The 21,904-nt window shown below is 64.5% G+C and carries 20 protein-coding genes; 5 read left to right on the top strand and 15 right to left on the bottom strand.

All coding sequences use genetic code 11. The annotated features are described in order from the left end of the window. Positions 1–55: 55 nt before the first annotated feature. Positions 56–517, bottom strand: a complete 462-nt coding sequence (locus AB4Y34_RS08090) for a Rap1a/Tai family immunity protein (RefSeq protein WP_176385125.1) — start codon at positions 515–517, stop codon at positions 56–58. 331 nt (positions 518–848) lie between these two features. Between AB4Y34_RS08090 and AB4Y34_RS08085 the strand changes: the two genes are divergently transcribed. Continuing rightward, complete coding sequence (locus tag AB4Y34_RS08085) at positions 849–1,355, top strand: hypothetical protein (protein WP_368715733.1); 507 nt, start codon at positions 849–851, stop codon at positions 1,353–1,355. A gap of 172 nt (positions 1,356–1,527) precedes the next feature. On the opposite strand, the gene AB4Y34_RS08080 is transcribed toward AB4Y34_RS08085, so the two are convergent. The 10 genes from AB4Y34_RS08080 to AB4Y34_RS08035 form a co-directional block, all read right to left on the bottom strand. Beyond that, on the bottom strand, positions 1,528–3,717 hold the full coding sequence (locus tag AB4Y34_RS08080) for an ABC transporter ATP-binding protein (RefSeq protein ID WP_368715732.1): 2,190 nt from the start codon (positions 3,715–3,717) through the stop codon (positions 1,528–1,530). After that, positions 3,714–4,628, bottom strand: a complete 915-nt coding sequence (locus AB4Y34_RS08075) for an ABC transporter permease (RefSeq protein ID WP_368715731.1) — start codon at positions 4,626–4,628, stop codon at positions 3,714–3,716. The genes AB4Y34_RS08080 and AB4Y34_RS08075 overlap by 4 nt, the downstream gene beginning before the upstream one ends. Then, a complete protein-coding gene (locus tag AB4Y34_RS08070; protein WP_368715730.1) occupies positions 4,625–5,653 on the bottom strand; it encodes an ABC transporter permease in 1,029 nt (342 codons plus the stop codon). The genes AB4Y34_RS08075 and AB4Y34_RS08070 overlap by 4 nt, the downstream gene beginning before the upstream one ends. 41 nt (positions 5,654–5,694) lie before the next feature. Then, positions 5,695–7,368 (bottom strand): ABC transporter substrate-binding protein, encoded by a 1,674-nt coding sequence (locus AB4Y34_RS08065; RefSeq protein ID WP_368715729.1) that lies wholly within the window; start codon positions 7,366–7,368, stop codon positions 5,695–5,697. A 288-nt stretch (positions 7,369–7,656) separates the two neighbouring features. After that, positions 7,657–8,700, bottom strand: a complete 1,044-nt coding sequence (locus AB4Y34_RS08060) for a HoxN/HupN/NixA family nickel/cobalt transporter (RefSeq protein WP_176385370.1) — start codon at positions 8,698–8,700, stop codon at positions 7,657–7,659. A 50-nt stretch (positions 8,701–8,750) separates the two neighbouring features. Next, a complete protein-coding gene (locus tag AB4Y34_RS08055; RefSeq protein ID WP_368715728.1) occupies positions 8,751–9,278 on the bottom strand; it encodes a cupin domain-containing protein in 528 nt (175 codons plus the stop codon). A gap of 158 nt (positions 9,279–9,436) precedes the next feature. Further along, a complete protein-coding gene (gene fusA, locus AB4Y34_RS08050) occupies positions 9,437–11,545 on the bottom strand; it encodes an elongation factor G (RefSeq protein WP_368715727.1) in 2,109 nt (702 codons plus the stop codon). A gap of 332 nt (positions 11,546–11,877) precedes the next feature. Then, positions 11,878–12,393 carry a DUF192 domain-containing protein gene (locus AB4Y34_RS08045; RefSeq protein ID WP_176105234.1) on the bottom strand — a complete coding sequence of 172 codons (516 nt, stop codon included), beginning with the start codon at positions 12,391–12,393 and terminating at the stop codon, positions 11,878–11,880. Positions 12,394–12,537: 144 nt separating this feature from the next. Further along, positions 12,538–12,729 (bottom strand): hypothetical protein, encoded by a 192-nt coding sequence (locus tag AB4Y34_RS08040; protein WP_082194658.1) that lies wholly within the window; start codon positions 12,727–12,729, stop codon positions 12,538–12,540. Positions 12,730–13,169: 440 nt separating this feature from the next. Beyond that, entirely contained in the window at positions 13,170–13,739 is a 570-nt protein-coding gene (locus AB4Y34_RS08035; RefSeq protein ID WP_368715726.1) for a pseudouridine synthase, read from the bottom strand. Positions 13,740–14,000: 261 nt separating this feature from the next. On the opposite strand from AB4Y34_RS08035, the gene icd reads away from it, so the two are divergent. Beyond that, a complete protein-coding gene (gene icd / locus AB4Y34_RS08030; protein ID WP_368715725.1) occupies positions 14,001–15,257 on the top strand; it encodes an NADP-dependent isocitrate dehydrogenase in 1,257 nt (418 codons plus the stop codon). After that, the gene (locus AB4Y34_RS08025; protein ID WP_368715845.1) at positions 15,218–15,430 is read left to right on the top strand and encodes a hypothetical protein; all 213 of its coding nucleotides are present in this window, start codon (positions 15,218–15,220) and stop codon (positions 15,428–15,430) included. Before icd ends, AB4Y34_RS08025 begins: the two co-directional genes overlap by 40 nt. A gap of 20 nt (positions 15,431–15,450) precedes the next feature. On the opposite strand, the gene cspD is transcribed toward AB4Y34_RS08025, so the two are convergent. Beyond that, on the bottom strand, positions 15,451–15,657 hold the full coding sequence (cspD, locus tag AB4Y34_RS08020; protein ID WP_176105238.1) for a cold shock domain-containing protein CspD: 207 nt from the start codon (positions 15,655–15,657) through the stop codon (positions 15,451–15,453). A gap of 556 nt (positions 15,658–16,213) precedes the next feature. On the opposite strand from cspD, the gene clpS reads away from it, so the two are divergent. Together clpS and clpA are read left to right on the top strand one after the other, a co-directional pair. Next, positions 16,214–16,528: an ATP-dependent Clp protease adapter ClpS gene (gene clpS / locus AB4Y34_RS08015; protein WP_008919570.1), complete on the top strand. Its 315-nt coding sequence runs from the start codon at positions 16,214–16,216 to the stop codon at positions 16,526–16,528. Further along, positions 16,525–18,822, top strand: coding sequence for an ATP-dependent Clp protease ATP-binding subunit ClpA (gene clpA, locus AB4Y34_RS08010; RefSeq protein ID WP_176105239.1), 2,298 nt, complete (start codon positions 16,525–16,527; stop codon positions 18,820–18,822). Before clpS ends, clpA begins: the two co-directional genes overlap by 4 nt. A gap of 142 nt (positions 18,823–18,964) precedes the next feature. Here the strand turns inward: clpA and dut are convergent, their stop codons facing one another. From dut to coaBC, 3 genes are all read right to left on the bottom strand, one after another. Further along, complete coding sequence (dut, locus tag AB4Y34_RS08005) at positions 18,965–19,411, bottom strand: dUTP diphosphatase (RefSeq protein ID WP_176385376.1); 447 nt, start codon at positions 19,409–19,411, stop codon at positions 18,965–18,967. Positions 19,412–19,476: 65 nt separating this feature from the next. Beyond that, positions 19,477–20,493, bottom strand: coding sequence for an LLM class flavin-dependent oxidoreductase (locus AB4Y34_RS08000; RefSeq protein WP_368715724.1), 1,017 nt, complete (start codon positions 20,491–20,493; stop codon positions 19,477–19,479). A gap of 81 nt (positions 20,494–20,574) precedes the next feature. Further along, entirely contained in the window at positions 20,575–21,792 is a 1,218-nt protein-coding gene (gene coaBC / locus AB4Y34_RS07995; protein WP_368715723.1) for a bifunctional phosphopantothenoylcysteine decarboxylase/phosphopantothenate--cysteine ligase CoaBC, read from the bottom strand. Positions 21,793–21,904 lie beyond the last annotated feature (112 nt).

Genomic DNA, 21,904 nt, shown 5'->3' with positions numbered 1-21,904 from the left:
CGCGAGGCTCTGAGCGAGGCGGGCGCGGATGACGCCGCGCGCGCTGACGCGGCGCTCAGGTGCAGGGGTGGTGCTGATGCACGGAGCCGAGCACGGCGACTTCGGCGGGGGTGTGCTGCAGTGCGTCGTCCGGTACCTGAGCGGCATCGGCGAGGAAGTCGTCGACGATCGACGACACTGGCACGTCGGGCAGACATAGCGACACGCGCTGGGTTTCGTTGGCGGGGAAGGTGGCGCGTTGAGCGAGGAACAGCACGCCGTATTGATAACCGTGGATGATGCCGCGGATCGCGCTGACGCATTGCCCTTGCGCGACGTTGTCTTGGCGCTGTTTGCAGCTCTGTACAAGCGAGTAGGCGGAGAAGCTCGGATCGACCGGTGGCGCCGCTTGCGACAGGGTTTGCGCCATTGGCTGCGCGGGAGTTTGCGCATTGGCGAGCGATGCGAGGCCCAGGGCGGTAGCCATCAGCACGGCGGCTGCCATGCGGGTCGCGGAGGGGGGGACACTTCTATGCATGTTGTGGGCCCTCATATCGAACGTTGAATTTGATATGAGGCGGTCGTCTCGGATTGGTTCCATGACACTCACGCGCAGGGAAGGTTGTGTTCCCGCCGCTCGCGGTGCGGTTCGCGCGACGATGCGAGGCGCGGCTCGCGCACTCTCCGGGCCATTCCGTCAGCGCGCGCCGCAGGCGGGCGGGCCGCTTCGACCGGCCTGCGGCGGTGACGCCCGACCGGGGGATCGGGACGCCACCGCCGTTGCCAGCGGATAGCGGACAGTATGCCGGGACATGTCGCCGGCGGGTAGGGCGCGGGGGCCCCCTACCCGGGGCAACGGGCGACGCCTGGTGCCCGTTCCCGCCGCCGTTGTCACTGCCGCCGCTGCCGCCACCCTTGCCTCCGGGACCGCCGCCGAAGCCTCCGCCAAAGCCTCCGCCGAACCCGCCACCGAAGCCACCGCCAAAGCCACCACCCGGACCACCGCTGAAGCCTCCGCAACTGCAACCGCCGCTCCCGCTGCCGCCGCTGCTTCCGCCACCAGCACCGCCACCGCCGCTACTGCCGCCTCCACCGCCTCCACCGCCTCCACCGCCTCCACCGCCGCTATTTCTGGTTTTCATCGCGCGTCTCCAGCTGCCAAAGCGGCGGCCGACCTATGCACGCGGGTCTTGTCGAACCCCGAGTCCGTCGTGTCGAAGCTGGCCGCGCGTCGCTGCCGTGCTGATCGCTCGATACCGCGTCATCGCGTGGTGACGCTCGTCGTGCGGATGTGCGCGGCGTTGCGCGCCCGGTTTGGCTTCGAATCTCTGGCCGCAAATTTAGCGATATCCATGCCACGCGTCGCAGAGCCTTGAGGCGACGCGGGCGATCCCGGGATGTACGATGCGCGCGCCGGAAAAACGCCTGAAAACGTTGCGACGATGAAACGCGGGGACACAAAAGCGTGTTCTGACGCGGGATTCGTCAAGGGGACGCTGTGCTGGGTGACGCCGTGTCACGCGACGTCGATGAGGGCCGAGTCGACGCCTAGCTGGCGTTTTCCGACGCGTCGTCGGAAGCCGCGCCGTTCGTCGGGTTGCCCGCGATGTCATCGCGCTGCTCGCATTGCAGCTCGCGCAGCGTGGCGACCGGGATATGGCAGCGAATCCGGTGCGCGGAAGGCGAGTCGGCGGCGCCGCTGGCGTCGAGGAACGGCGGGTCCTGCTGCTCGCAGATCGCGCCGAGCTTGCGCGGACAGCGCGTGTGAAACACGCAGCCCGACGGCATCGCGCCGGGCCCGGGCAACTCGCCCGTCAGATGGATGCGCGTACGTCGATGTTCCTCGCCGGACGCGCCGTCGCCCGGCAGCGTCGGCACGGCGGACAACAGCGCCTCGGTATAGGGATGCTGCGGTCCATCGAACACGGCCGCCGCCGGCCCGATTTCGAGGAGCCGGCCGAGATAGAGCACCGCGATGCGATCCGACACGTAGCGCACCACGTGCAGATCGTGCGAGATGAACACGTAGCTGACGCCGCGCTCGCGCTGCAGATCGGCGAGCAGGTTCAGGATCGCGGCCTGCACCGACACGTCGAGCGACGAAGTCGGCTCATCGCAGACCACGACGCGTGGTTCGCCGGCAAACGCGCGCGCAATCGCGACGCGCTGCTTGAGCCCACCCGATAGCTGGCGCGAAAGTGCGTCGAGATAGCGCTCGGGCAGCCGCACGGCGTCCGTCAGCGTGGCGAGCCTTTCGTCGATCTCGGGTCCGCGCAGCGCGGTGAAGCGCGCGAGTGCACGACCGATCAGCCGCTTGACCGAATGCGCGCGATTGAGCGCCGAGTCCGGATTCTGGAACACGATCTGCAGCGACTTCAGCTGCTCGTCGCTGCGTCGCGTGACGCGCGCGGCGAGCGGTGCGCCGTCGAGTTCGAGCACGCCGCCGGCATCGGGTGCGAGCAGGCCGAGCATCAGCCGCGCGAGCGTCGTCTTGCCGCTGCCCGACTCGCCGACGAGGCCGAGCGTCTCGCCGCTCGCGAGTTCGAGCGACACGTCGTCGACCGCGCGCAACGGCGCACCGGATACGTGGAATGTTTTCGACAGGTTGCGAGCGCGCAAGACCGGCGCAGAGGACGCGCGCGCCGCCGCGTTGAATGATGCGGCCGCCACCGGCTCCTCGCTCGATGCCGCCCGCGGCAACTCGATCGCGCGCTCGTGATAGTGGCAGCGCGCCATCTGATCCCCATGCGGAGCGCCGAGCCGATAGGGCGGCGGCGCGTCGCGGCGGCAGCGTTCGTCGGCGAGACGGCAGCGTTGCGCATAGATGCAGCCCTGCGTGACCGAGCCCGGCAGCGGCAGGCCGCCCGCGATCGTATCGAGCCGTTCGCGGTCCTTGCTGCGTCCGGCGCTCGGCAGGCAGCGCAGCAATCCGACCGTGTACGGATGACGCGGCCGCGCGAACACGTCCTGGGTCGCGCCTTCCTCGACCAGCTTGCCCGCGTACAGCACGCCGATGCGTTCGCACATGCGGCCGATCACCGCGAGGTTGTGGCTGATGAACAGCACCGCGGTGCCGAACTCCGCGCGTAACTGCGCGACGAGGTCGAGCACTTCCGCTTCGACGGTCGCGTCGAGGCCGGTGGTCGGTTCGTCGAGAATCAGCAGCGCGGGGTTCGACGCGAGCGCCATCGCGATCACGACGCGCTGCTGCATGCCCCCCGACAGTTGATGAGGATAGCTGTCCATCACGCGCTCGGGCGCCGCGATACGCACGCGCTGCAACATCTCGAGCGTGCGATGCAACGCTTCGTCGTGTGCGACGCCGGCCGCCTCGAATGCTTCGGATATCTGGCGGGCAATCGTCAGCGACGGGTTCAGCGCGCGCCCAGGGTCCTGATAGACCATCGAGACGGTCGTCGCCCGCATGCTGCGCAGCGCATCGGCGCCGAGCTTCTGCACGTCCGCGCCGGCGATCACGATCTTGCCGGCCTTCACCTTGCCGTTGCGTGGCAGGTAGCGCAGCGTCGCCATCGCGACGGTCGACTTGCCGCAGCCCGATTCGCCGACGAGCCCATACGCCTCGCCGCGCCGCACACGAAACGACACGTCTTGCAGCACTTCGCGATCGCGTCCGCGGATCCGGTAGGTGACCGTCAGGCCGACCACGGTCAGCGCATCGGTGAGATCGCTCTTCGACACGTCGAACGTGGCGAACGAAGAGGGCGGCGCGCCGTTCATCGGTCGAGCACTCCCTGCACGCTGTCGGCGATCAGATTGACGCCGACCACCAGCGACGCGATCGCGCCCGCCGCGAACACGACGGTCCACCACGCGCCGCCCGCCATCAGCGTGTACGACTCGGACAGCGCGAGCCCCCAGTCGGCCGACGGCGGCTGGATGCCGAAGCCGAGAAACGACAGCGTCGCGACCGCGAAGATCGCATAGCCGAGCCGCACCGTTGCTTCGGCGACGATCGGCGGCAGCACGTTCGGCAGGATCTCCACGAACATGATGTACGGCGCGCGCTCGCCGCGCAGCTGGGCAGCGGCCACGTAGTCGAGATGGCGCTCGGCGAATACGGCGGCGCGCACGGTGCGCGCGGTGATCGGCGTGAAGGTGAGGCCGATCACGAGAATCACCGTGAGATTCGATGCGCCGACCGCGGCGAGCGCGAGCAGCGCGATGATCACGAGCGGCAGCGCGAGCACCGCGTCGATCACGCGGCCGATCACGTCGTCGACCCACCCGTCGAAGTAGCCGACCAGCAGGCCGAGCGCGGTGCCCGCCGCGGTGCCGAGCAGCGTCGCGAGCGGCGCGATGGTCAGGATGTCGCGCGCGCCGACGATCACGCGTGAGAATACGTCGCGGCCGAGCTGATCGGTGCCGAACCAGTGCGTGCGATCGGGCGGTGTGAGCGAATTGAGTGGATCGGACGCGTACGGATCGAGATGCACGAACCAGGGCCCGGCGATCGCGCAGACGATCCACCACGCGACGATCAGCGCACCCACGATGAAGGTCGGCGAACTCAGAAGCAGCAGGAGGCGCGGGAAGCGTGGCTCGGCGGGCGCGCGCGGCGTGAAGCCCGGTGCGCCAGGCGTGGGCGGCGCAGGTGTCGTCGAAGGAGCCGGTGACACGCTCGGATTCATTCCGCGGTCCTCACCCGCAGCCGCGGATTGAGCAGCACGTGCAGCGCATCGGCGACCAGATTCGCGAGCGTATAGACGACGCCGATCGTCAGCACGCCCGCTTCGAGCATCGGAAAGTCCTTCGCCTTGGCGGCGTTGTAAATCAGCGAGCCGATCCCCTGGTAGTGGAACAGCGTTTCGACCACCACGAGTCCGCCGATCATGTAGCCGAGCTGGGTGGCGGCGACGGTGATCGTCGGCAGCAGCGCGTTGCGCAGCACGTGCCGCCAGATCACGACGTGGCGCGGCAGGCCCTTGAGGATCGCGGTGCGCGTGTAGTCGGCGTCGAGCGCTTCGACGGTGCCCGCGCGCGCCATCCGCGCGATATAGCCGAAGAATACGAAGACGAGCGGCAGCACCGGCAGCACCAGATGCCGCAGCTGGTCGAGCACGCTTGCATCGGGCGGAAACGAGGCCTCGATCGGCAGCCAGCGCAGCCACACGCCGAACACGAGGATCAGCACGATCGACGACACGAACTCCGGCACCACGGTCGCCGACAAACCGGCAATGCTGATCGTGCGATCGAGCCAGCGTCCCGCATGCATCGCAGACCACACGCCGCCCGCAATGCCGAGCGGCACGACGACGATGAACGCGAAGAGGCCGAGCTTCGCCGAATGCGCTAGCGCATCGGCGATGAACGGCCCGACCGGTTCGCGATACGCGTACGACAGCCCCATGTTGCCGCGCACGAAATGCGTGATCCAGTCGATGTATTGCGTGAGCAGCGGCCGGTCGGCGCCGAGCTGATGATTGAGCGCCGCGACCGCGCGCGCATCGGCGAGCGGCCCGAGCACCGCGCGGCCGATATCGCCGGGCAGCAACTGCCCGCCCGCGAACACGATCAGCGACAGCAGCCACAGCGTGATCAGCGACAGACCCACGCGCGTCGCCAGGAAACGCGCGACGCGGCGTGCGTTGCCGTTCGTCGCACGCGGTAAACGCGATGCGTTCGAGGCGGGAGAGGGCGCCGAAGCCGACATCGTGAGTTCTCCTGCGAAAGGTGCGTTGAGCAGCGCGGTACTTACGCGCTCAGCGTCGCGCGATCGAAATACAGCTGCGCGAGCGCGGTGAAGCGCACGCCGTTCACGCCCTTGCGCATCGCGATCAGCTGATCGTAGAAGAACGGGATGATCAGCGGCGTTTCGTCGAGCAGCAGCGTCTGGATCTGTCCGGAGAGTTTCTTCTGCGTGGCGAGGTCGATCGCCGCGACGAACTGCGCGACCAGTTGATCGTATTGCGGATTCTTGAAGTGCGCAGCATTCCACGTGCCGTTGCTCGTGAGCGTCGCGTTGAGGAACACGTTCGGCACGCCGCGATGACCGTAGTCGGTGATGCCGAGCGGCGAGTCGAGCCAGTCGGATTTGCCCGGCGTGCCCGCGCCGTAGTACAGCGACTGGCTCTCGACCTTCAGGTTGATGCGCACGCCGATCGCCTTCGCGGCGTTCTGCACGACGACCGCGAGGTCGGGGATCTCCATGTATTTTTCGGTGGTCAGCGTGACATCGAAACCGTTCGGCACGCCGGCTTGCGCGAGCAGTTGCTTCGCCTTCGCGACATCGATCTTGCGTTGCGGCACGCCCGCGTCCGACGACGGAAACACCGGGGCGAACGGGCTGTCGTTGCCGAGTTGCGCGCGACCCTTGAAGAGACCACGCACGAGCACGTCGCGATCGAGCGACAACGCGAGCGCCTGGCGCACGCGTTTGTCCTTGAAGAGCGGGCTGTCGTTGCGCATATGGATCTGCCGATGCGCGCTCGACTTCACGCCCACTGCCTTGTAGTCCGGATTGTTCAGAATGGCCGCGCCGCCCTGCACGGTGAAGGTGCCCATCACGTCGGCCTGGTGGCCTTGCAGCGCGAGCAGTTGCGCCTGTTCGTCCGCATAGAACGAAAACTGCACCCGTTGCGGTAACGCTTTGTCGCCCCAGTAGTCGGGATTGCGCACGAACGACGCGCCGACCTTCGGCTGATACTTTTCGAGTTTGAACGGGCCGGTGCCGATGAAGCTCTTTTCGTAATTGCCCGCGAAGTTCGCGGGCAGGATCACCGCGTTGTAATTATCCGAGGAAACGTAGTAGGGGAAATTGCCGATCGGTGCGTCGAGATGAAACTCGACCGTGTGTTCGTCGACGACCTTCGCACCGCCTTTCGACAGCACGCCTTTCAATACCGACAACGCGGCCGAGCCGCTCGCGGGATCGGCGAGACGGTCGAAGGTGGCGGCCACGTCTTTCGCGCCGAAGCTCTGGCCGTCGTGGAATTTCACGTTGGGGCGCAGCCTGAACGTCCACACGTCGCCCTTGTCGTTCGGCTTCCACGACAGCGCGAGCGCGGGTTTGAGCATCAGCTTCTCGCCGTCGTCGTCGATCAGGAATTCGCCGGTCTGGTTTAGCAGCGCGAGGCTCGCGGCGTCGGTGACCGTCAGCGGATCGACGGCGCCCGCCGGCGTCAGATGCGCGACGCGGATCGTCTGGTTCGACGGGGCCGGCGCACCTTGCGCCCTCGCTCGCGGCGCGCCGAGCAAGCCGCCGCCCGCGACTGAAAGACCGATCACGCTAGCGTAGCGCAGCAGTTCGCGGCGGGTGATGCGGCCGGCGAGGAATTCGTCGAGGGCGTGGTTGCCGTAGGCGTCGGCGGTGAGGCGGGCTGTGTCTAGTGCGTCAGATGCGAGAAGTCGGTCCGCTGGCGTTTTCATCGATGGCGTGTCCAGTCCGTTCTGTTGCCGGTTCCGAAGCGTCGCGCGAGCGGCGCGACAGCGCGAGAAAAGCCGTCTCAGTGTAAGCGATTGCTCGCGGCTCTGGCGCGCCGGCGGCGCACCGGGCCAGCCGATCGGGCGATAAACGGCGCGCGGTGTGTCGTCGTCGCAACGCTTGCGCGATGCATGCTTGCGAGCGGTGCCCGCCGTAGCGGACAGAATGACGGCATCGCGCTGGAATCCTTACCGATCGCCTCGCATGGGTCGAGTGAGTTATACCGGGACGAGTCATTTGGGCGCCGCGCTTGTTGCCGCGCGTGTCGTCGCGGTTGGCCGTCTCCAGCGATGAAACAGCACCGAGCCGATCCAGCACGCCATGAAGGCCGCGACGATCGCATAGCCGAGCGCGCCAAAGTGATCGTTGATGCGGGCGATCGCATCCAACACGCCGCCGCTCCAGCCGAAGCGGTCCGACAGTAGTCCCAACGCCTCGATGCCGCCGATCACGATCGCGACCACCGCCGACACGAACGTGATGCTCGCGTTGTAGTACAGCTTGCGCTTCGGGTCATCCATCGCCCAGCCGTATGCGTGCACCATCAGCACGTTATCGGTCGAATCGACGAGCGTCATGCCGGCCGTGAAGAGCGCGGGGAACACCAGGATCGAGTAGAGCGGCAGACCGGTGCTCGCCTGCGACGCGGCGATCGCGAGCAGGCCGATCTCCGTCGCGGTATCGAAGCCGAGCCCGAACAGCACGCCGACCGGGTACATGTGCCAGCTTTGGGTCACCAGCCGGAACAGCGGCCGTAACGCACGCGACAGGAGCCCGGCTGGGGCGAGCGAGTCAGTTAACGCGGTCGCCACGGCGCCATCGTGTTGCGCGTGCCGGTAACGACGCCACACATCGCGCAGGATCACGAGATTGACCGCCGCGAGCACCAGCAGGAACGTCGCCGAAACCAGCGTGCCGAGCGTGCCGCCGAGTTCCTTGAGGCTCTCGAAGCGCCCGTGCAGCGAATGCGTGGTCCACGCGATGCCGATCGTCGCCGAGACCACGACGGTCGAGTGTCCGAGCGAAAATGCGAGCCCGATGCCGAGCGGCCGCTTGCCCGTTTGCATCAGCTTGCGCGTGACCGCGTCGATCGCCGCGATGTGGTCGGCGTCGACCGCATGACGCAGACCGAAGCCATACGCGAGCAGCGCGGTGCCGAGCAGCAGCGGGTAGTGGCGAAACGCGATCAGCGCCCACAGCCAGGTGCCGAGGTTGGCGGCGATCAGCGCCGCGTAGAGCGTGACGAGGCGACGGCGCAGCGAAGCGGTTGGCGTCACGTGGCGCGGGCGGATCAGTCAGCAGGTGAATGAGCAGGCAAATGAGCGACTCAGTGATCGTGCGGATGCTTGTGGATCGGATCGACCCAGTAGACCGTTTCCGGCTGCTCGACAGCATCGATGTTCAGATTGACGACGACCGCTTCGTTGTCGCTGCGTACGAGCACGCATTCGAGCGGCTCGTCGGTGCTCGCGTTGATCTCCTGATGTGGCACGTAGGGCGGCACGAAGATGAAGTCGCCGGGCCCGGCCTCGGCGGTGAATTCCAGATGCTCGCCCCAGCGCATGCGCGCCTGGCCGCGCACCACGTAGATCACGCTTTCGAGCGCGCCGTGATGATGCGCGCCGGTCTTCGCGTTCGGATGGATCGTCACGGTGCCGGCCCAGATCTTCTGCGCGCCGACGCGCGCCGCGTTGATCGCAGCCGCGCGGTTCATGCCCGGCGTTTGCGCGGTGTTGGTATCGAGCTGATCGCCGCGGATGACCTTCACGCCGTGCTCGCGCCAGTCGATCTGCACGCCGGTTTCGGCGGTCTCGTGCTCGGCCCGGTAATGCGGATGTTCGTGATCCTGGCTCATCGCGTCTCCTCCTTGGCTTGCGTGCCGCGTACCTGTTCGACATTCTGGCACGTTCAAAAAACGGCTGCGTGGCGTGACGATGGCAGGGCGCCACGAAAAAAAGCCCGCTCACAAGGAGCGGGCTTCGACTCAAGACACTCTGCGGTGCCGCGTCAGCGTCATTGCTTCTTCGCGTTGATCACGGCCTCGGCGACGTTGCTCGGCGTTTCGGCGTAGTGCTTGAACTCCATCGTATAAGTCGCGCGGCCCTGAGTGGCCGAGCGCAGCGACGTCGAGTAGCCGAACATCTCGGCGAGCGGCACCTCCGCACGCACCAGCTTGCCGCCGCCGCCCGCGATGTCTTCCATGCCTTGCACCATGCCGCGCCGGCTCGACAGGTCGCCCATCACGTTGCCCATGAAGTCCTCGGGTGTTTCCACCTCGACGGCCATCATCGGTTCGAGCAGTATGGGCTTCGCCTTGCGCATCGCTTCCTTGAACGCCATCGAGCCAGCCATGCGGAACGCGTTTTCGTTCGAGTCGACGTCGTGGTACGAACCGAAGGTCAGCGTGACCTTCACGTCGACGACCGGATAGCCCGCCAGCACGCCGGCTTTCAGCGTCTCCTGGATGCCCTTGTCGACCGCCGGGATGAATTCGCGCGGAATCACGCCGCCCTTGATCGCATCGACGAACTCGTAGCCCTTGCCCTGTTCGGAAGGTTCGAGCGCGATCACCGCGTGGCCGTACTGGCCGCGGCCGCCCGACTGCTTGACGAACTTGCCTTCGACGTCCTCGACCTTGTTGCGCACCGTTTCGCGATAGGCGACCTGCGGCTTGCCCACCGTTGCTTCGACGCCGAACTCGCGCTTCATCCGGTCGACCAGAATTTCCAGGTGCAGCTCGCCCATGCCGGAGATGATCGTCTGTCCGGATTCCTCATCGGTCTGCACGCGGAACGATGGATCTTCCTGCGCGAGACGATTCAGCGCGATGCCCATCTTCTCCTGATCGGCCTTGGTCTTCGGCTCGACGGCCTGCGAGATCACCGGCTCCGGGAAGATCATCTTTTCGAGGATGATCACATGATTAGGATCGCACAGCGTGTCACCGGTAGTCGCTTCCTTCAGGCCGACGGCCGCCGCGATGTCGCCCGCGTAGACCTCCTTGATTTCCTTGCGCTCGTTCGCGTGCATCTGCAGGATGCGGCCGAGGCGCTCCTTCTTTTCCTTGGCCGCGTTGTAGACCGTGTCGCCCGAATTGACGACGCCCGAGTACACGCGGAAGAAGATCAACTGGCCGACGAACGGGTCGGTCATGATCTTGAAGGCGAGCGCCGAGAACGGATCGTCGTCGTTCGGATGACGCTCGATCTCCTTGTCGTGCTCGTCGTGACCGGTGATCGCGGGCACGTCGACCGGCGACGGCAGATAGTCGATCACCGCGTCGAGCATCGCCTGCACGCCCTTGTTCTTGAACGCGCTGCCGCACAGCATCGGCACGATCTCATTGGCGATCGTGCGCGCGCGAATGCCCTGCTTGATTTCTTCTTCGCTCAGGTGATGCTCGCCGCCCAGGTACTTTTCGAGCAGCGTCTCGTTCGCCTCGGCCGCGGCCTCGACCATCTTGTCGTGCCATTCCTTCGCCGTTGCGGCGAGTTCAGCCGGAATGTCGCGATACTCGAACTTGATGCCCTGGCTCGCGTCGTCCCAGTAGATCGCCTTCATCTTGACGAGGTCGACCACGCCCTGGAAGTGCTCTTCCGCGCCGATCGGAATCTGGATCGGCACGGCGACGCCCTTCAGGCGTTCGCCGATCTGCCGCTGCACGCGGAAGAAGTCCGCGCCGACGCGATCCATCTTGTTGACGAACGCAATGCGCGGCACCTTGTACTTGTTCGCCTGGCGCCACACGGTTTCCGATTGCGGCTGCACGCCGCCGACCGAGTCGTACACCATGCACGCGCCGTCGAGCACGCGCATCGAGCGCTCGACTTCGATCGTGAAGTCAACGTGCCCGGGGGTGTCGATGATGTTGATCCGATGCTCGGGGTAGTTGCCGGCCATGCCTTTCCAGAACGCGGTCGTGGCCGCCGACGTGATCGTGATGCCGCGCTCCTGCTCCTGTTCCATCCAGTCCATCGTCGCCGCACCGTCGTGAACCTCGCCGATCTTGTGGGTCACGCCGGTGTAGAACAGGATCCGTTCGGTGGTGGTGGTTTTGCCGGCATCGATGTGAGCGCTGATGCCGATATTCCGGTAGCGCTCGATTGGAGTCTTGCGGGGCACGTGAATCTCCTTGTAATGGCGCGCCTGAAACGCATGCCGGGCGACCGCGTCAGCCGCCCGGGGAGTCTGGGTGGTGCTTTATGTGGCGTTACCAAATCGAGATTACAAGGATAGCGCTTCGATTGGTCTTTTGCATGAATCCTGCCAGCCGGCGCGAAGGCTGGCCGCGCGGGGCTGCGCGGGCGGAAAAAAACCCGGCGCCTCGGGTTGAGGCGCCGGGTTTTTGCGGGAAAGCAGGGCGGGACGGCCGGGCTGGCCAGTGGCAGCTTACGGAGACGCCCGGGTGGCCATCTGCGGGGCGCCGCAGGGGTGCAGCCCGGCGGTGAGAGGCTTTACTGGGTGATACCCGGCACCGGCGGCAAGCCCTGGATCTGCATGCCCGGCTTGATGCCCTTCGCCGTGAACCAGCCCTTGGGCATTTCCAGCGCGAACACGCCGTTGTGCGTCGGGCAGTGGTTGTTGGTGGTCTCGGCCTGCATCTCGTCGATGTCGGTGATCGTGCCGTCGGCGCGTATGAACGCGATCGACAGCGGAATCAGCGTGTTCTTCATCCAGAAGCAATGGCCCGCGTTCTCGTTGAACACGAACAGCATGCCTTCGTTCGGTCCGAGCTTCGTGCGATACATCAAGCCCTGTTCGCGATCCGCGTCGTTGGCGGCGACGGCCGCGTCGATCACGAACATACCAGCGGTCAGCTTGACCCGCGGAAACTCGCCCGGCTGCTTGGCGCCCGGCGGCATCTGCTGCGCCAGGGCGGGAGCCGTGGTAGCGGCGAACGACAGCGCCGCGAGCGGCAGTGCAACGGCAACGGCGAAACGCGCCACCGACGAGCGGATGGAAAATCGCACGACAAGACTCCTTGCTGAAATCGACCCGCGCATGTTACGCGAGCGTGTCAAAAACAAAAAGGCAGATCGCCTTGCGGTGATCTGCCTTACAACGCCGTAAGAACGGCAATGAAGCTAGTTCTTTACTGCGTTTTTACAAGCAACTTACTCCGAAGCTGCCGAAGCTGCAGCAGCTGCTGCCTTCTTGTGCGACTTCTTGTGAGCGTGCTTGGTGGTCTTCTTTGCCGACGAGGCTGCTGCTGCCGGAGCTGCCGAAGCTGCTTCCGGTGCCGATGCTTGTGCGAATGCTGCCGTTGCGAAGAGGCCAGCGACCAGAGCGGCGATCAGTTTGTTCATTTTGTGAATCCTCAGCTTGAGTTAATTAACCAAATGACCCGGCAAATGTAGAGTCATGACGGTAAACGTGCCATCCACCTTTCGGTTGACAGCCGCATCGAACAAATTTTTCGACGCGTCTGCTAGCGTTCGGACTTTCGTACTCGCCGCGCAAAAACGGCTTATGCAAAGGTCTTTAAGGCTGAATGCCGGATAGCTTCGGCGGCATCTGCGTCGAATAACGCGTGGACTTGTACGGCGGTTGACGTGAATTGCGCGGAAATTTTTGTCGTCATCACACACGATCGAACTGCATCACGCAGGCTCGCGCGAGCTCATTTGTTTCACGCATTTCGGGCTTGCGTTTCACGCATTGTTTTGTGTGCTGCTACAACGAGTTAGCGTTGATTGTCACGGCCGTGAAACGTGTTTCCAGTGAGCACGCGCAGGCTGATTCGCGTTCAGGCGACGCCATCCCACGGCGCGTTCGCTCGCAACTCGATGCTCTCACCGGGTTGTAGTCCGAGTGAAAAAATGTCAAGCGCACCGATGCCGACGCGCACGAGACGCAGCGTCGGAAAACCGACCGCGGCGGTCATGCGACGCACCTGACGGTTCTTGCCTTCTGTGATCGACAGTTCGATCCAAGTGGTCGGGATCGCAGCACGATAGCGGATCGGCGGCGTGCGCGTCCATAGCGAGCCAGACGGTTCGACATAGCTCGCCTGACATGGGCGTGTCACGTAATCGCCGAGATCGACGCCGCGTGCGAGCCGTTTCAACGCGGCGTCGTCGACCGCGCCTTCGACTGGCGCCCAATAGCGTTTGACGAGCTTGTGACGCGGCTCCGCAATGCGCGCCTGCAGCGCGCCGTCGTCGGTGAGCAGCAGCAGACCTTCGCTATCCGAGTCGAGGCGGCCGGCCGGATAGACACCCGGTACCTTGACCCAGTCTGCAAGCGACGCGCGCGTCTCATGTGGCGAAAATTGACAGATGGTGCCGAATGGATTGTTGAGGGCGAGAAGGCGCATAGGAGAGCAAGACGGCAGAGCGGTACGGCGCGATGATAATGCATAAATCAGCAGGCGGATTCTTGTATCTTATAGAGGAGCGTGGCGCGGTCGAGGGGTCGTCGATGTTGGAAAACACGGAGCCCGCGGCGGCCGCGACGTGCCTGGGGCGTGGGCTAGAATAGCGGCCAGGCCGCTCGCGGCGGTTCGGCATTGCGTGGCGAGCGTATCTCTTTCGCAGTCTCCCATCAGCTTTTGCACGGCTTTCACTGGAGTCCAATCATGCCGTATCAGCACATCAAGGTTCCGGCAAGTGGCGATAAGATCACCGTCAACGCCGACTTCTCGCTCAACGTTTCCAACGAGCCGATCATCCCGTACATCGAAGGCGACGGTACCGGTGTGGACATCACGCCGGTCATGCTCAAGGTCGTCGATGCGGCGGTCGAAAAGGCGTACGGCGGCAAGAAGAAAATCCACTGGATGGAAATCTACGCGGGCGAGAAGGCGACCCGGGTGTACGGCCCGGACGTATGGCTGCCGGACGAAACGCTGCAGGCGGTCAAGGAATACATCGTATCGATCAAGGGGCCGCTCACCACGCCGGTCGGCGGCGGCATCCGCTCGCTGAACGTCGCGTTGCGCCAGGAACTGGACCTCTACGTGTGCCTGCGTCCGGTGCAGTATTTCAAGGGCGTGCCGTCGCCGGTGCGTGAGCCCGAGAAGACCAACATGGTGATCTTCCGCGAGAACTCGGAAGACATTTACGCCGGCATCGAATGGCCGGCCGAATCCGAACAGGCGAAGAAGATCATCAGGTTCCTGCGCGAAGAAATGGGCGTGAAGAAGATCCGCTTCCCGGATTCGTCGGGCATCGGCATCAAGCCGGTGTCGCGCGAAGGGACCGAACGTCTGGTGCGCAAGGCGATCCAGTATGCGATCGACAATGAACGCCGCTCGGTGACGCTGGTGCACAAGGGCAACATCATGAAGTACACCGAAGGCGCGTTTCGCGACTACGGCTACGCGCTCGCGCAGAAAGAGTTCAACGCGGAGCTGATCGACGACGGTCCGTGGATGAAAGTCAGGAATCCGAAGACCGGCGGCGACGTCGTCGTGAAGGACGTGATCGCCGACGCGTTCCTGCAGCAGATCCTGCTGCGCCCGGCCGAATACGACGTGATCGCCACGCTGAACCTGAACGGCGACTACATCTCCGACGCGCTCGCCGCGCAGGTTGGCGGCATCGGTATCGCGCCGGGCGCGAATATGTCGGATTCGGTTGCGATGTTCGAGGCGACTCATGGCACGGCGCCGAAATACGCGGGCAAGGACTACGTGAATCCCGGCTCGGAAATCCTGTCGGCGGAAATGATGCTGCGCCACCTGGGCTGGTTCGAGGCGGCGGATCTGATAATCAGCTCGATGGAAAAATCGATCCTGCAAAAGCGCGTGACTTACGATTTTGCCCGTCTGATGGAAGGCGCGACCCAGGTGTCGTGTTCCGCATTTGGCCAAGTGATGATCGAAAATATGTAATTGATGCGCCGGAATTATCCGTTTTGCATAAATACCCCGGCGCCAGCAAACGGCCGGGGTATTTTTATACCCGGGATTTTCGCGCGATTTTCCGGCGGGAAAATCCGCTGCAACGGAAAGCCACCGCAAAAAAGAAACCCGGCATGAAGCCGGGTTTCAAAAAGGACGGGTAACGAACCGCCGCAGAGCCGCCTCAGGCAGGAGTCTGAATGTTCGATGCCTGTTTGCCTTTCGGGCCTTGTACAACCTCGAAGGTGACCTTCTGACCTTCCTTCAGGGTTTTGAACCCATTCATCTGGATGGCCGAGAAGTGTGCAAACAGATCCTCACCACCCTCATCAGGCGTGATGAATCCGAAACCTTTGGCGTCGTTAAACCATTTGACCGTACCAGTTGCCATTTCCAACTTCCCCTGTAACTCATGTCACTACCACGAGCCCTCGAAAAGCCACGACTGCGCGAGGCAGTCGTCCCCTCCTCACAAGCTCACCATCGGCATTTTTTCGAAATTATGGCTTAGTGAAAAAAGTGCCAGCTTGATTGTTGGGGCTCTTTATTCGAGTGTCAAGAAAATTTTGAGACGTCGTTGTCGCGTTGCAAACAGGCCGCTTTCCAGGGTTTTTACCGCTTCCGTATGTGCGGTGGCGCAAGCGGCGTGGCTTGAAAAGTCGCATAATCGACTCACATGCTGACTGTGCCCGCGGCGCCGACGCCAGCGCGGCGAGCGCTCGCAGCCTGTACCGGCAGGTTGTGCGATACTCGATCCGACCGCGGTGCAGCACGCACCGTGCATGACAGGATGGGGGCCGGCACCGCAATCGGCCCGTCGAACACGCGAGAGGCCGGGCCGATCATGACAGAGTCGTGACCGCCGGGCGGCAGCGAACGGGCTCATCGGCCGGGCGGCCGGGTTTTGACAGGATTGCGGGCCTGTCCTAGTTGTTTAGAATGGGTGTATGGCGATTATCCCGGACAAGCAGGACGGCACCGTACTGGAACGGCAGGAGCAGAAACTCAAGCCGCCGTCCATGTACAAGGTGGTGCTGCTGAATGACGACTTCACGCCGATGGAATTTGTCGTGATGATCGTGCAGGAATATTTCAATAAGGATCGTGAAACCGCAACACAGGTCATGTTGAAGGTGCATCGCGAGGGCAGGGGAGTTTGTGGGGTCTATACGCGGGACATCGCGTCGACCAAAGTCGAGCAAGTCGTTACCCACGCACGGCAGGCCGGGCATCCGCTGCAGTGTGTGATGGAGGAAGCATGATTGCCCAGGAACTGGAAGTCAGCCTGCATATGGCGTTCATGGAAGCGCGCCAGGCACGGCACGAGTTCATAACGGTCGAACATCTTTTGCTCGCGCTGTTGGATAACCCGACGGCGGCAGAGGTACTGCGCGCATGCGCGGCCAATATCGAGGATCTGCGTCAGAACCTGCGCAACTTCATTCATGACAACACGCCGACCGTGCCGGGCACGGACGACGTCGACACGCAGCCCACGCTCGGTTTCCAGCGTGTGATCCAGCGCGCGATCATGCATGTGCAGTCCACCTCGAACGGCAAGAAGGAAGTGACCGGCGCGAACGTGCTGGTCGCGATCTTCGGCGAGAAGGATTCGCACGCGGTGTACTACCTGCAGCAGCAGGGCGTCACGCGTCTCGACGTGGTCAATTTCATCTCGCACGGCATCGCCAAGACGAGCAGTTCGGACGCCGCGAAAGCGAGCGACGCGAATGCCGAGTCCGACGAAGCCGCCGCGCAGAAGGAAACGCCGCTCGCCCAGTTCACGCAGAACCTGAACCAGATGGCGAAGGACGGCCGCATCGATCCGCTGATCGGGCGCGAGTCGGAAGTCGAGCGTGTGGTGCAGGTGCTGTGCCGCCGGCGCAAGAACAATCCGCTGCTGGTCGGTGAGGCCGGTGTCGGCAAGACCGCGATCGCCGAAGGGCTCGCATGGCGCATCACGCGCGGCGAAGTGCCGGATATCCTCGCGGATGCCCAGGTGTATTCGCTCGACATGGGCGCGTTGCTCGCTGGCACCAAGTACCGCGGCGACTTCGAGCAGCGTCTGAAGACGGTGCTGAAGGAACTGAAGGAGCGTCCGCACGCGATTCTGTTCATCGACGAAATTCATACGCTGATCGGCGCGGGCGCCGCGTCCGGCGGCACGCTGGATGCGTCGAACCTGCTGAAGCCGGCGCTCTCGTCGGGCACGCTGAAGTGCATCGGCGCGACCACCTTCACCGAATATCGCGGCATCTTCGAAAAGGACGCGGCGCTGTCGCGTCGTTTCCAGAAGGTCGACGTGACCGAGCCCACCGTCGAGCAGACGGTGGCGATCCTGCGCGGGCTGAAGTCGCGTTTCGAGGAGCACCACGGCGTCAAGTATTCGTCGGGTGCGCTGTCGGCGGCGGCTGAGCTGTCGGCGCGCTTCATCACCGATCGTCATTTGCCGGACAAGGCGATCGACGTGATCGACGAAGCGGGCGCGGCGCAGCGCATTCTGCCGAAGTCGAAGCAGAAGAAGACCATCGGCAAGAATGAGATCGAGGAAATCATCTCGAAGATCGCGCGCGTGCCGGCGCAAAGCGTGTCGCAGGACGATCGCAGCAAGCTGCAGACGCTCGACCGCGACCTGAAGAGCGTCGTGTTCGGCCAGGACCCGGCCATCGACGCGCTGTCGGCGGCGATCAAGATGGCGCGAGCGGGCCTCGGCAAGCTCGACAAGCCGATCGGCGCGTTCCTGTTCTCCGGTCCGACCGGTGTCGGCAAGACCGAGGTCGCGAAGCAGCTCGCGTTCACGCTCGGCATCGAGCTGATTCGCTTCGACATGTCGGAGTACATGGAGCGTCACGCGGTGAGCCGGCTGATCGGCGCGCCGCCGGGCTACGTCGGTTTCGACCAGGGCGGCCTGCTGACCGAGGCGATCACGAAGAAGCCGCACTGCGTGCTGCTGCTCGACGAAATCGAGAAGGCGCACCCGGATATCTTCAACGTGCTGCTGCAGGTGATGGACCACGGCACGCTGACGGACAACAACGGCCGCAAGGCGGACTTCCGCAACGTCATCATCATCATGACGACGAACGCGGGCGCCGAGGCGATGGGCAAGGCAGTGATCGGCTTCACGAATCGCCGCGAGGCGGGCGACGAGATGGTCGACATCAAGCGCATGTTCACGCCGGAGTTCCGCAACCGTCTGGACGCGACGATCAGCTTCCGTGCGCTCGATGAGGAAATCATCATGCGCGTGGTCGACAAGTTCCTGATGCAGCTGGAAGATCAGCTGCACGAGAAGAAGGTCGATGCGCTGTTCACCGATGCGCTGCGCAAGCATCTGGCGAAGCACGGTTTCGATCCGTTGATGGGCGCGCGGCCCATGCAGCGCCTGATCCAGGACACGATCCGTCGCGCGCTCGCCGACGAACTGCTGTTCGGCAAGCTGATGAACGGCGGCCGCGTGACGGTCGACGTCGATGCGGACGACAAGGTGCAGTTGACCTTCGACGAGCATCCGGCGCCGCGTAATCCGAATCCTGAGGCGGTGGAAGTCGAGTGATGTCAGTCAGGCCGGCGTTGTCTTAAGCTGGCCAGACGCCAAAAACAGAACGGCGCGGGTTTTATCCCGCGCCGTTTTTATGCTCTGATCTTCTGCTCGCGGCGCGCGCTGAACGCCGCAGCCGCCGCGGCGCAGCAATCAATCAATGCTTGCCGGTGCTGCCAAACCCGCCCGCGCCGCGCGCGCTTTCCTCGAAGTCATCGACGATGTTGAACCTGGCCTGCACGACCGGCACGATCACCAGTTGCGCGAGGCGTTCCATCGGGTTCAGCACGAACGTCGTCTCGCCGCGATTCCACGTCGAAATCATCAGTTGGCCCTGGTAGTCGGAATCGATCAGGCCGACCAGATTGCCGAGCACGATCCCATGCTTGTGACCCAGACCCGAGCGCGGCAGAATCAGCGCCGCATAGCCGGGGTCGCCGACGTGAATCGCGAGTCCGGTCGGCACCAGCGCGGTTTCGCCGGGTTTCAGCGTCAGCGGTTCGTCGAGGCAGGCGCGCAGATCGAGGCCGGCGCTACCGGTCGTCGCGTAAGCGGGGAGCTGTTCGCGCATGCGCTGATCGAGAATCTTCAGGTCGAGTTTCATTCAGGTTCGATAGTGGGGGTGGGTTTGGTGGAGGGGCGCACGGCTGACTGGCAAAACCTCCGCGATCAAGCCGCCTGGTTCGAGCCGAGCTGAAATGCATCAGCGAGCAGTTCGTAGGAGCGCAAGCGCGCGCGATAGCTGCCCGCGACGGTCAGCACCATCAGCTCGTCGGCCTGGAACTGCTGCCGCAAATCCGTAAGCCGCTCGGTCACGCGCTCAGGCGTGCCGATGATGCTGCGTGGTTTTTCGCGATCGATCACGAGCTGTTCGCGCTCGCCATATTCCTGCGCGATGCCTTGCTCGATCGACGGAATCGGTTCGTTCAGACCATACGCCATCTGCACGCGACGTAGATCGACGGCTTTTTCGAGGTCCGCGGCTTCCTGCTCGGTATCCGCGCAGATCACGAAGACCGCGGCCGCCAGATACGGCTGCGACGCCTCGTTGCCAGGCTGGAAGCGCTCGCGATACGCCAGCGCGACTTGCTTGCCGAAATGCGCGTTGATGAAATGCGCGAACGAGAAGCGGATGCCGAGCTGCGCCGCGAGCAGACCGCCGAATTCGCTCGAGCCGAGCACCCACAGTTGCGGGCGCGTATCGATTTGCGGCTGCAGCAGCACACCCTGCGCGAGATGATCGTCGGGCAGCGCGCCGTGCATGAGGCCGAGCAGCTCGGCGACCTGCTGCGGAAAAATCTCGCCGCGATTGTAAGCGCCGGCCGCGACCGCCTGCGCGGTGCGCATGTCGCCGCCCGGCGCGCGTCCGACGCCGAGATCGACGCGGTTCGGAAATAGCGCCTCGAGCATCATGAACTGCTCGGCGACTTTGAACGGGCTGTAGTACGGCAGCATGATGCCACCCGAGCCGATGCGGATGCGTTTGGTCACGCTGCCGAGGCGCGCCAGCATCACTTCAGGGCATGGGTTCGACACGCCGCGCAGGCCGTGGTGCTCGGCGCACCAGTAGCGCGTGTAGCCGAGGTCGTCGGCGAGCTGCGCGAGTTCGATGGTCGCGGCGATCGCGTCCGCCACCGAATGGCCGGCGATCACCGGTGTTTGATCGAGCACGGAGAGTAGCGTCATGGCAGTAGTGCTCCAGATGGTTCCGGTCGGCTAGCCGGGCAAAGGCAGCTGGGCCACACGGGCCCAATGCCGCTCGCTCGTTCAGCCAACCGGACTGATGCCGGCCGGCATACGCTTCGCGATTTCCGCGATCAGCGCGCGCGCCAGCGTCTGCTTGTCGGCGCGTGGCAGCTTCGTCGCGCGGCCTGCTTCGAACAGAATCACTTCATTGTCGTCGAGCCCGAACGTTTGCGGCCCCAAATTGCCGATCAGCAGCGGCACGTTCTTGCGCGCGCGCTTTTCCTCGCCGTGGACTTCGAGATTGTCGCTTTCGGCGGCGAAGCCGACCGCGAACGGCGGCTTCGGCAGCCGGGCGACCGCCGCGAGGATGTCCGGATTTTCGACGAATGAAAAGCTCGGCAGCGTGCGCTCGGCGGTCTTCTTGATCTTCTGATCGCTGACGTGGTCGACCCGCCAGTCGGCCACCGCCGCGACACCGATAAAGATGTCCGCTTGGGCGACCGCGCGCATCACCGCGTCGTGCATCTGCTGCGCGGTCTGCACGTCCTCGCGCAATACGCCCCACGGCGTTTCCAGTGCGACCGGACCAGCCACCAGATGCACGTCGGCGCCGGCCTGCTGCGCGGCGCGCGCGAGCGCGAAGCCCATCTTGCCGCTCGAGCGATTGGTGATGCCGCGCACCGGGTCGAGCGGTTCGAAGGTCGGGCCGGCGGTCAAGAGCACACGGCGGCCGGACAAGATCTTCGGCGCGAAGAACGACGCGATCGCCTCGTAGGTCGCGGCCGCTTCGAGCATGCGGCCATCGCCGATCTCGCCGCAGGCCTGCGGGCCCGAATCGGGGCCGAGCACTTCGACGCCGTCCGCGCGCAATTGCGCGACGTTGCGTTGCGTGGCCGGGTTTTGCCACATCTGCCGGTTCATCGCCGGCACCACGAGCAGCGGGCAGTCGCGCGCGATGCACAGAGTCGACAGCAGATCGTCGGCCATGCCGTGCGCGAGCTTGGCGAGGAAGTCGGTCGACGCCGGCGCGATCACGATCGCATCGGCTTCGCGCGACAGATCAATGTGCGCCATGTTGTTCGGCACGCGAGCGTCCCACTGGCTCGTGTAGACCGGCCGGCCCGACAGCGCCTGCATCGTGATGGGGGTGATGAACTGCGTGGCCGCATCGGTCATGACGACCTGCACGGTCGCGCCTGCCTTGGTCAGCAGACGCGTGAGTTCGGCGATCTTGTAGCAGGCGATGCCGCCCGTCATGCCGAGGACGAGGTGTTTGCCTGCGAGTTCAGCGGTTGCCAACGAAAGCCTCCGACAAAGCGTGATCGCGAGGCGGCGCGAGGGCGTTGCCCGTCGCCGTCGCCGCGCGTTTCAAACCGGACGTGAGGCGCGGCTCTCGCAACCGCGGCCGTGC

It is taken from the genome of Paraburkholderia sp. BR10954 (assembly GCF_040965775.1).
Lineage (GTDB): Bacteria > Pseudomonadota > Gammaproteobacteria > Burkholderiales > Burkholderiaceae > Paraburkholderia > Paraburkholderia youngii.
This window is presented reverse-complemented; position numbering and strand designations above follow the sequence as displayed.

Excerpts from the sequence above, each read along its gene's own strand:
- AB4Y34_RS08075 (WP_368715731.1), bottom strand. The coding sequence starts at position 4,628 with ATGAATCCGAGCGTGTCACCGGCTCCTTCGACGACACCTGCGCCGCCC.
- AB4Y34_RS08035 (WP_368715726.1), bottom strand. The coding sequence starts at position 13,739 with ATGCGCCTTCTCGCCCTCAACAATCCATTCGGCACCATCTGTCAATTT.
- AB4Y34_RS08080 (WP_368715732.1), bottom strand. The coding sequence starts at position 3,717 with ATGAACGGCGCGCCGCCCTCTTCGTTCGCCACGTTCGACGTGTCGAAG.
- clpA (WP_176105239.1), top strand. The coding sequence starts at position 16,525 with ATGATTGCCCAGGAACTGGAAGTCAGCCTGCATATGGCGTTCATGGAA.
- AB4Y34_RS08040 (WP_082194658.1), bottom strand. The coding sequence starts at position 12,729 with ATGAACAAACTGATCGCCGCTCTGGTCGCTGGCCTCTTCGCAACGGCA.
- AB4Y34_RS08065 (WP_368715729.1), bottom strand. The coding sequence starts at position 7,368 with ATGAAAACGCCAGCGGACCGACTTCTCGCATCTGACGCACTAGACACA.
- dut (WP_176385376.1), bottom strand. The coding sequence starts at position 19,411 with ATGAAACTCGACCTGAAGATTCTCGATCAGCGCATGCGCGAACAGCTC.
- AB4Y34_RS08055 (WP_368715728.1), bottom strand. The coding sequence starts at position 9,278 with ATGAGCCAGGATCACGAACATCCGCATTACCGGGCCGAGCACGAGACC.
- icd (WP_368715725.1), top strand. The coding sequence starts at position 14,001 with ATGCCGTATCAGCACATCAAGGTTCCGGCAAGTGGCGATAAGATCACC.
- AB4Y34_RS08070 (WP_368715730.1), bottom strand. The coding sequence starts at position 5,653 with ATGTCGGCTTCGGCGCCCTCTCCCGCCTCGAACGCATCGCGTTTACCG.
- clpS (WP_008919570.1), top strand. The coding sequence starts at position 16,214 with ATGGCGATTATCCCGGACAAGCAGGACGGCACCGTACTGGAACGGCAG.
- AB4Y34_RS08090 (WP_176385125.1), bottom strand. The coding sequence starts at position 517 with ATGCATAGAAGTGTCCCCCCCTCCGCGACCCGCATGGCAGCCGCCGTG.
- AB4Y34_RS08000 (WP_368715724.1), bottom strand. The coding sequence starts at position 20,493 with ATGACGCTACTCTCCGTGCTCGATCAAACACCGGTGATCGCCGGCCAT.
- cspD (WP_176105238.1), bottom strand. The coding sequence starts at position 15,657 with ATGGCAACTGGTACGGTCAAATGGTTTAACGACGCCAAAGGTTTCGGA.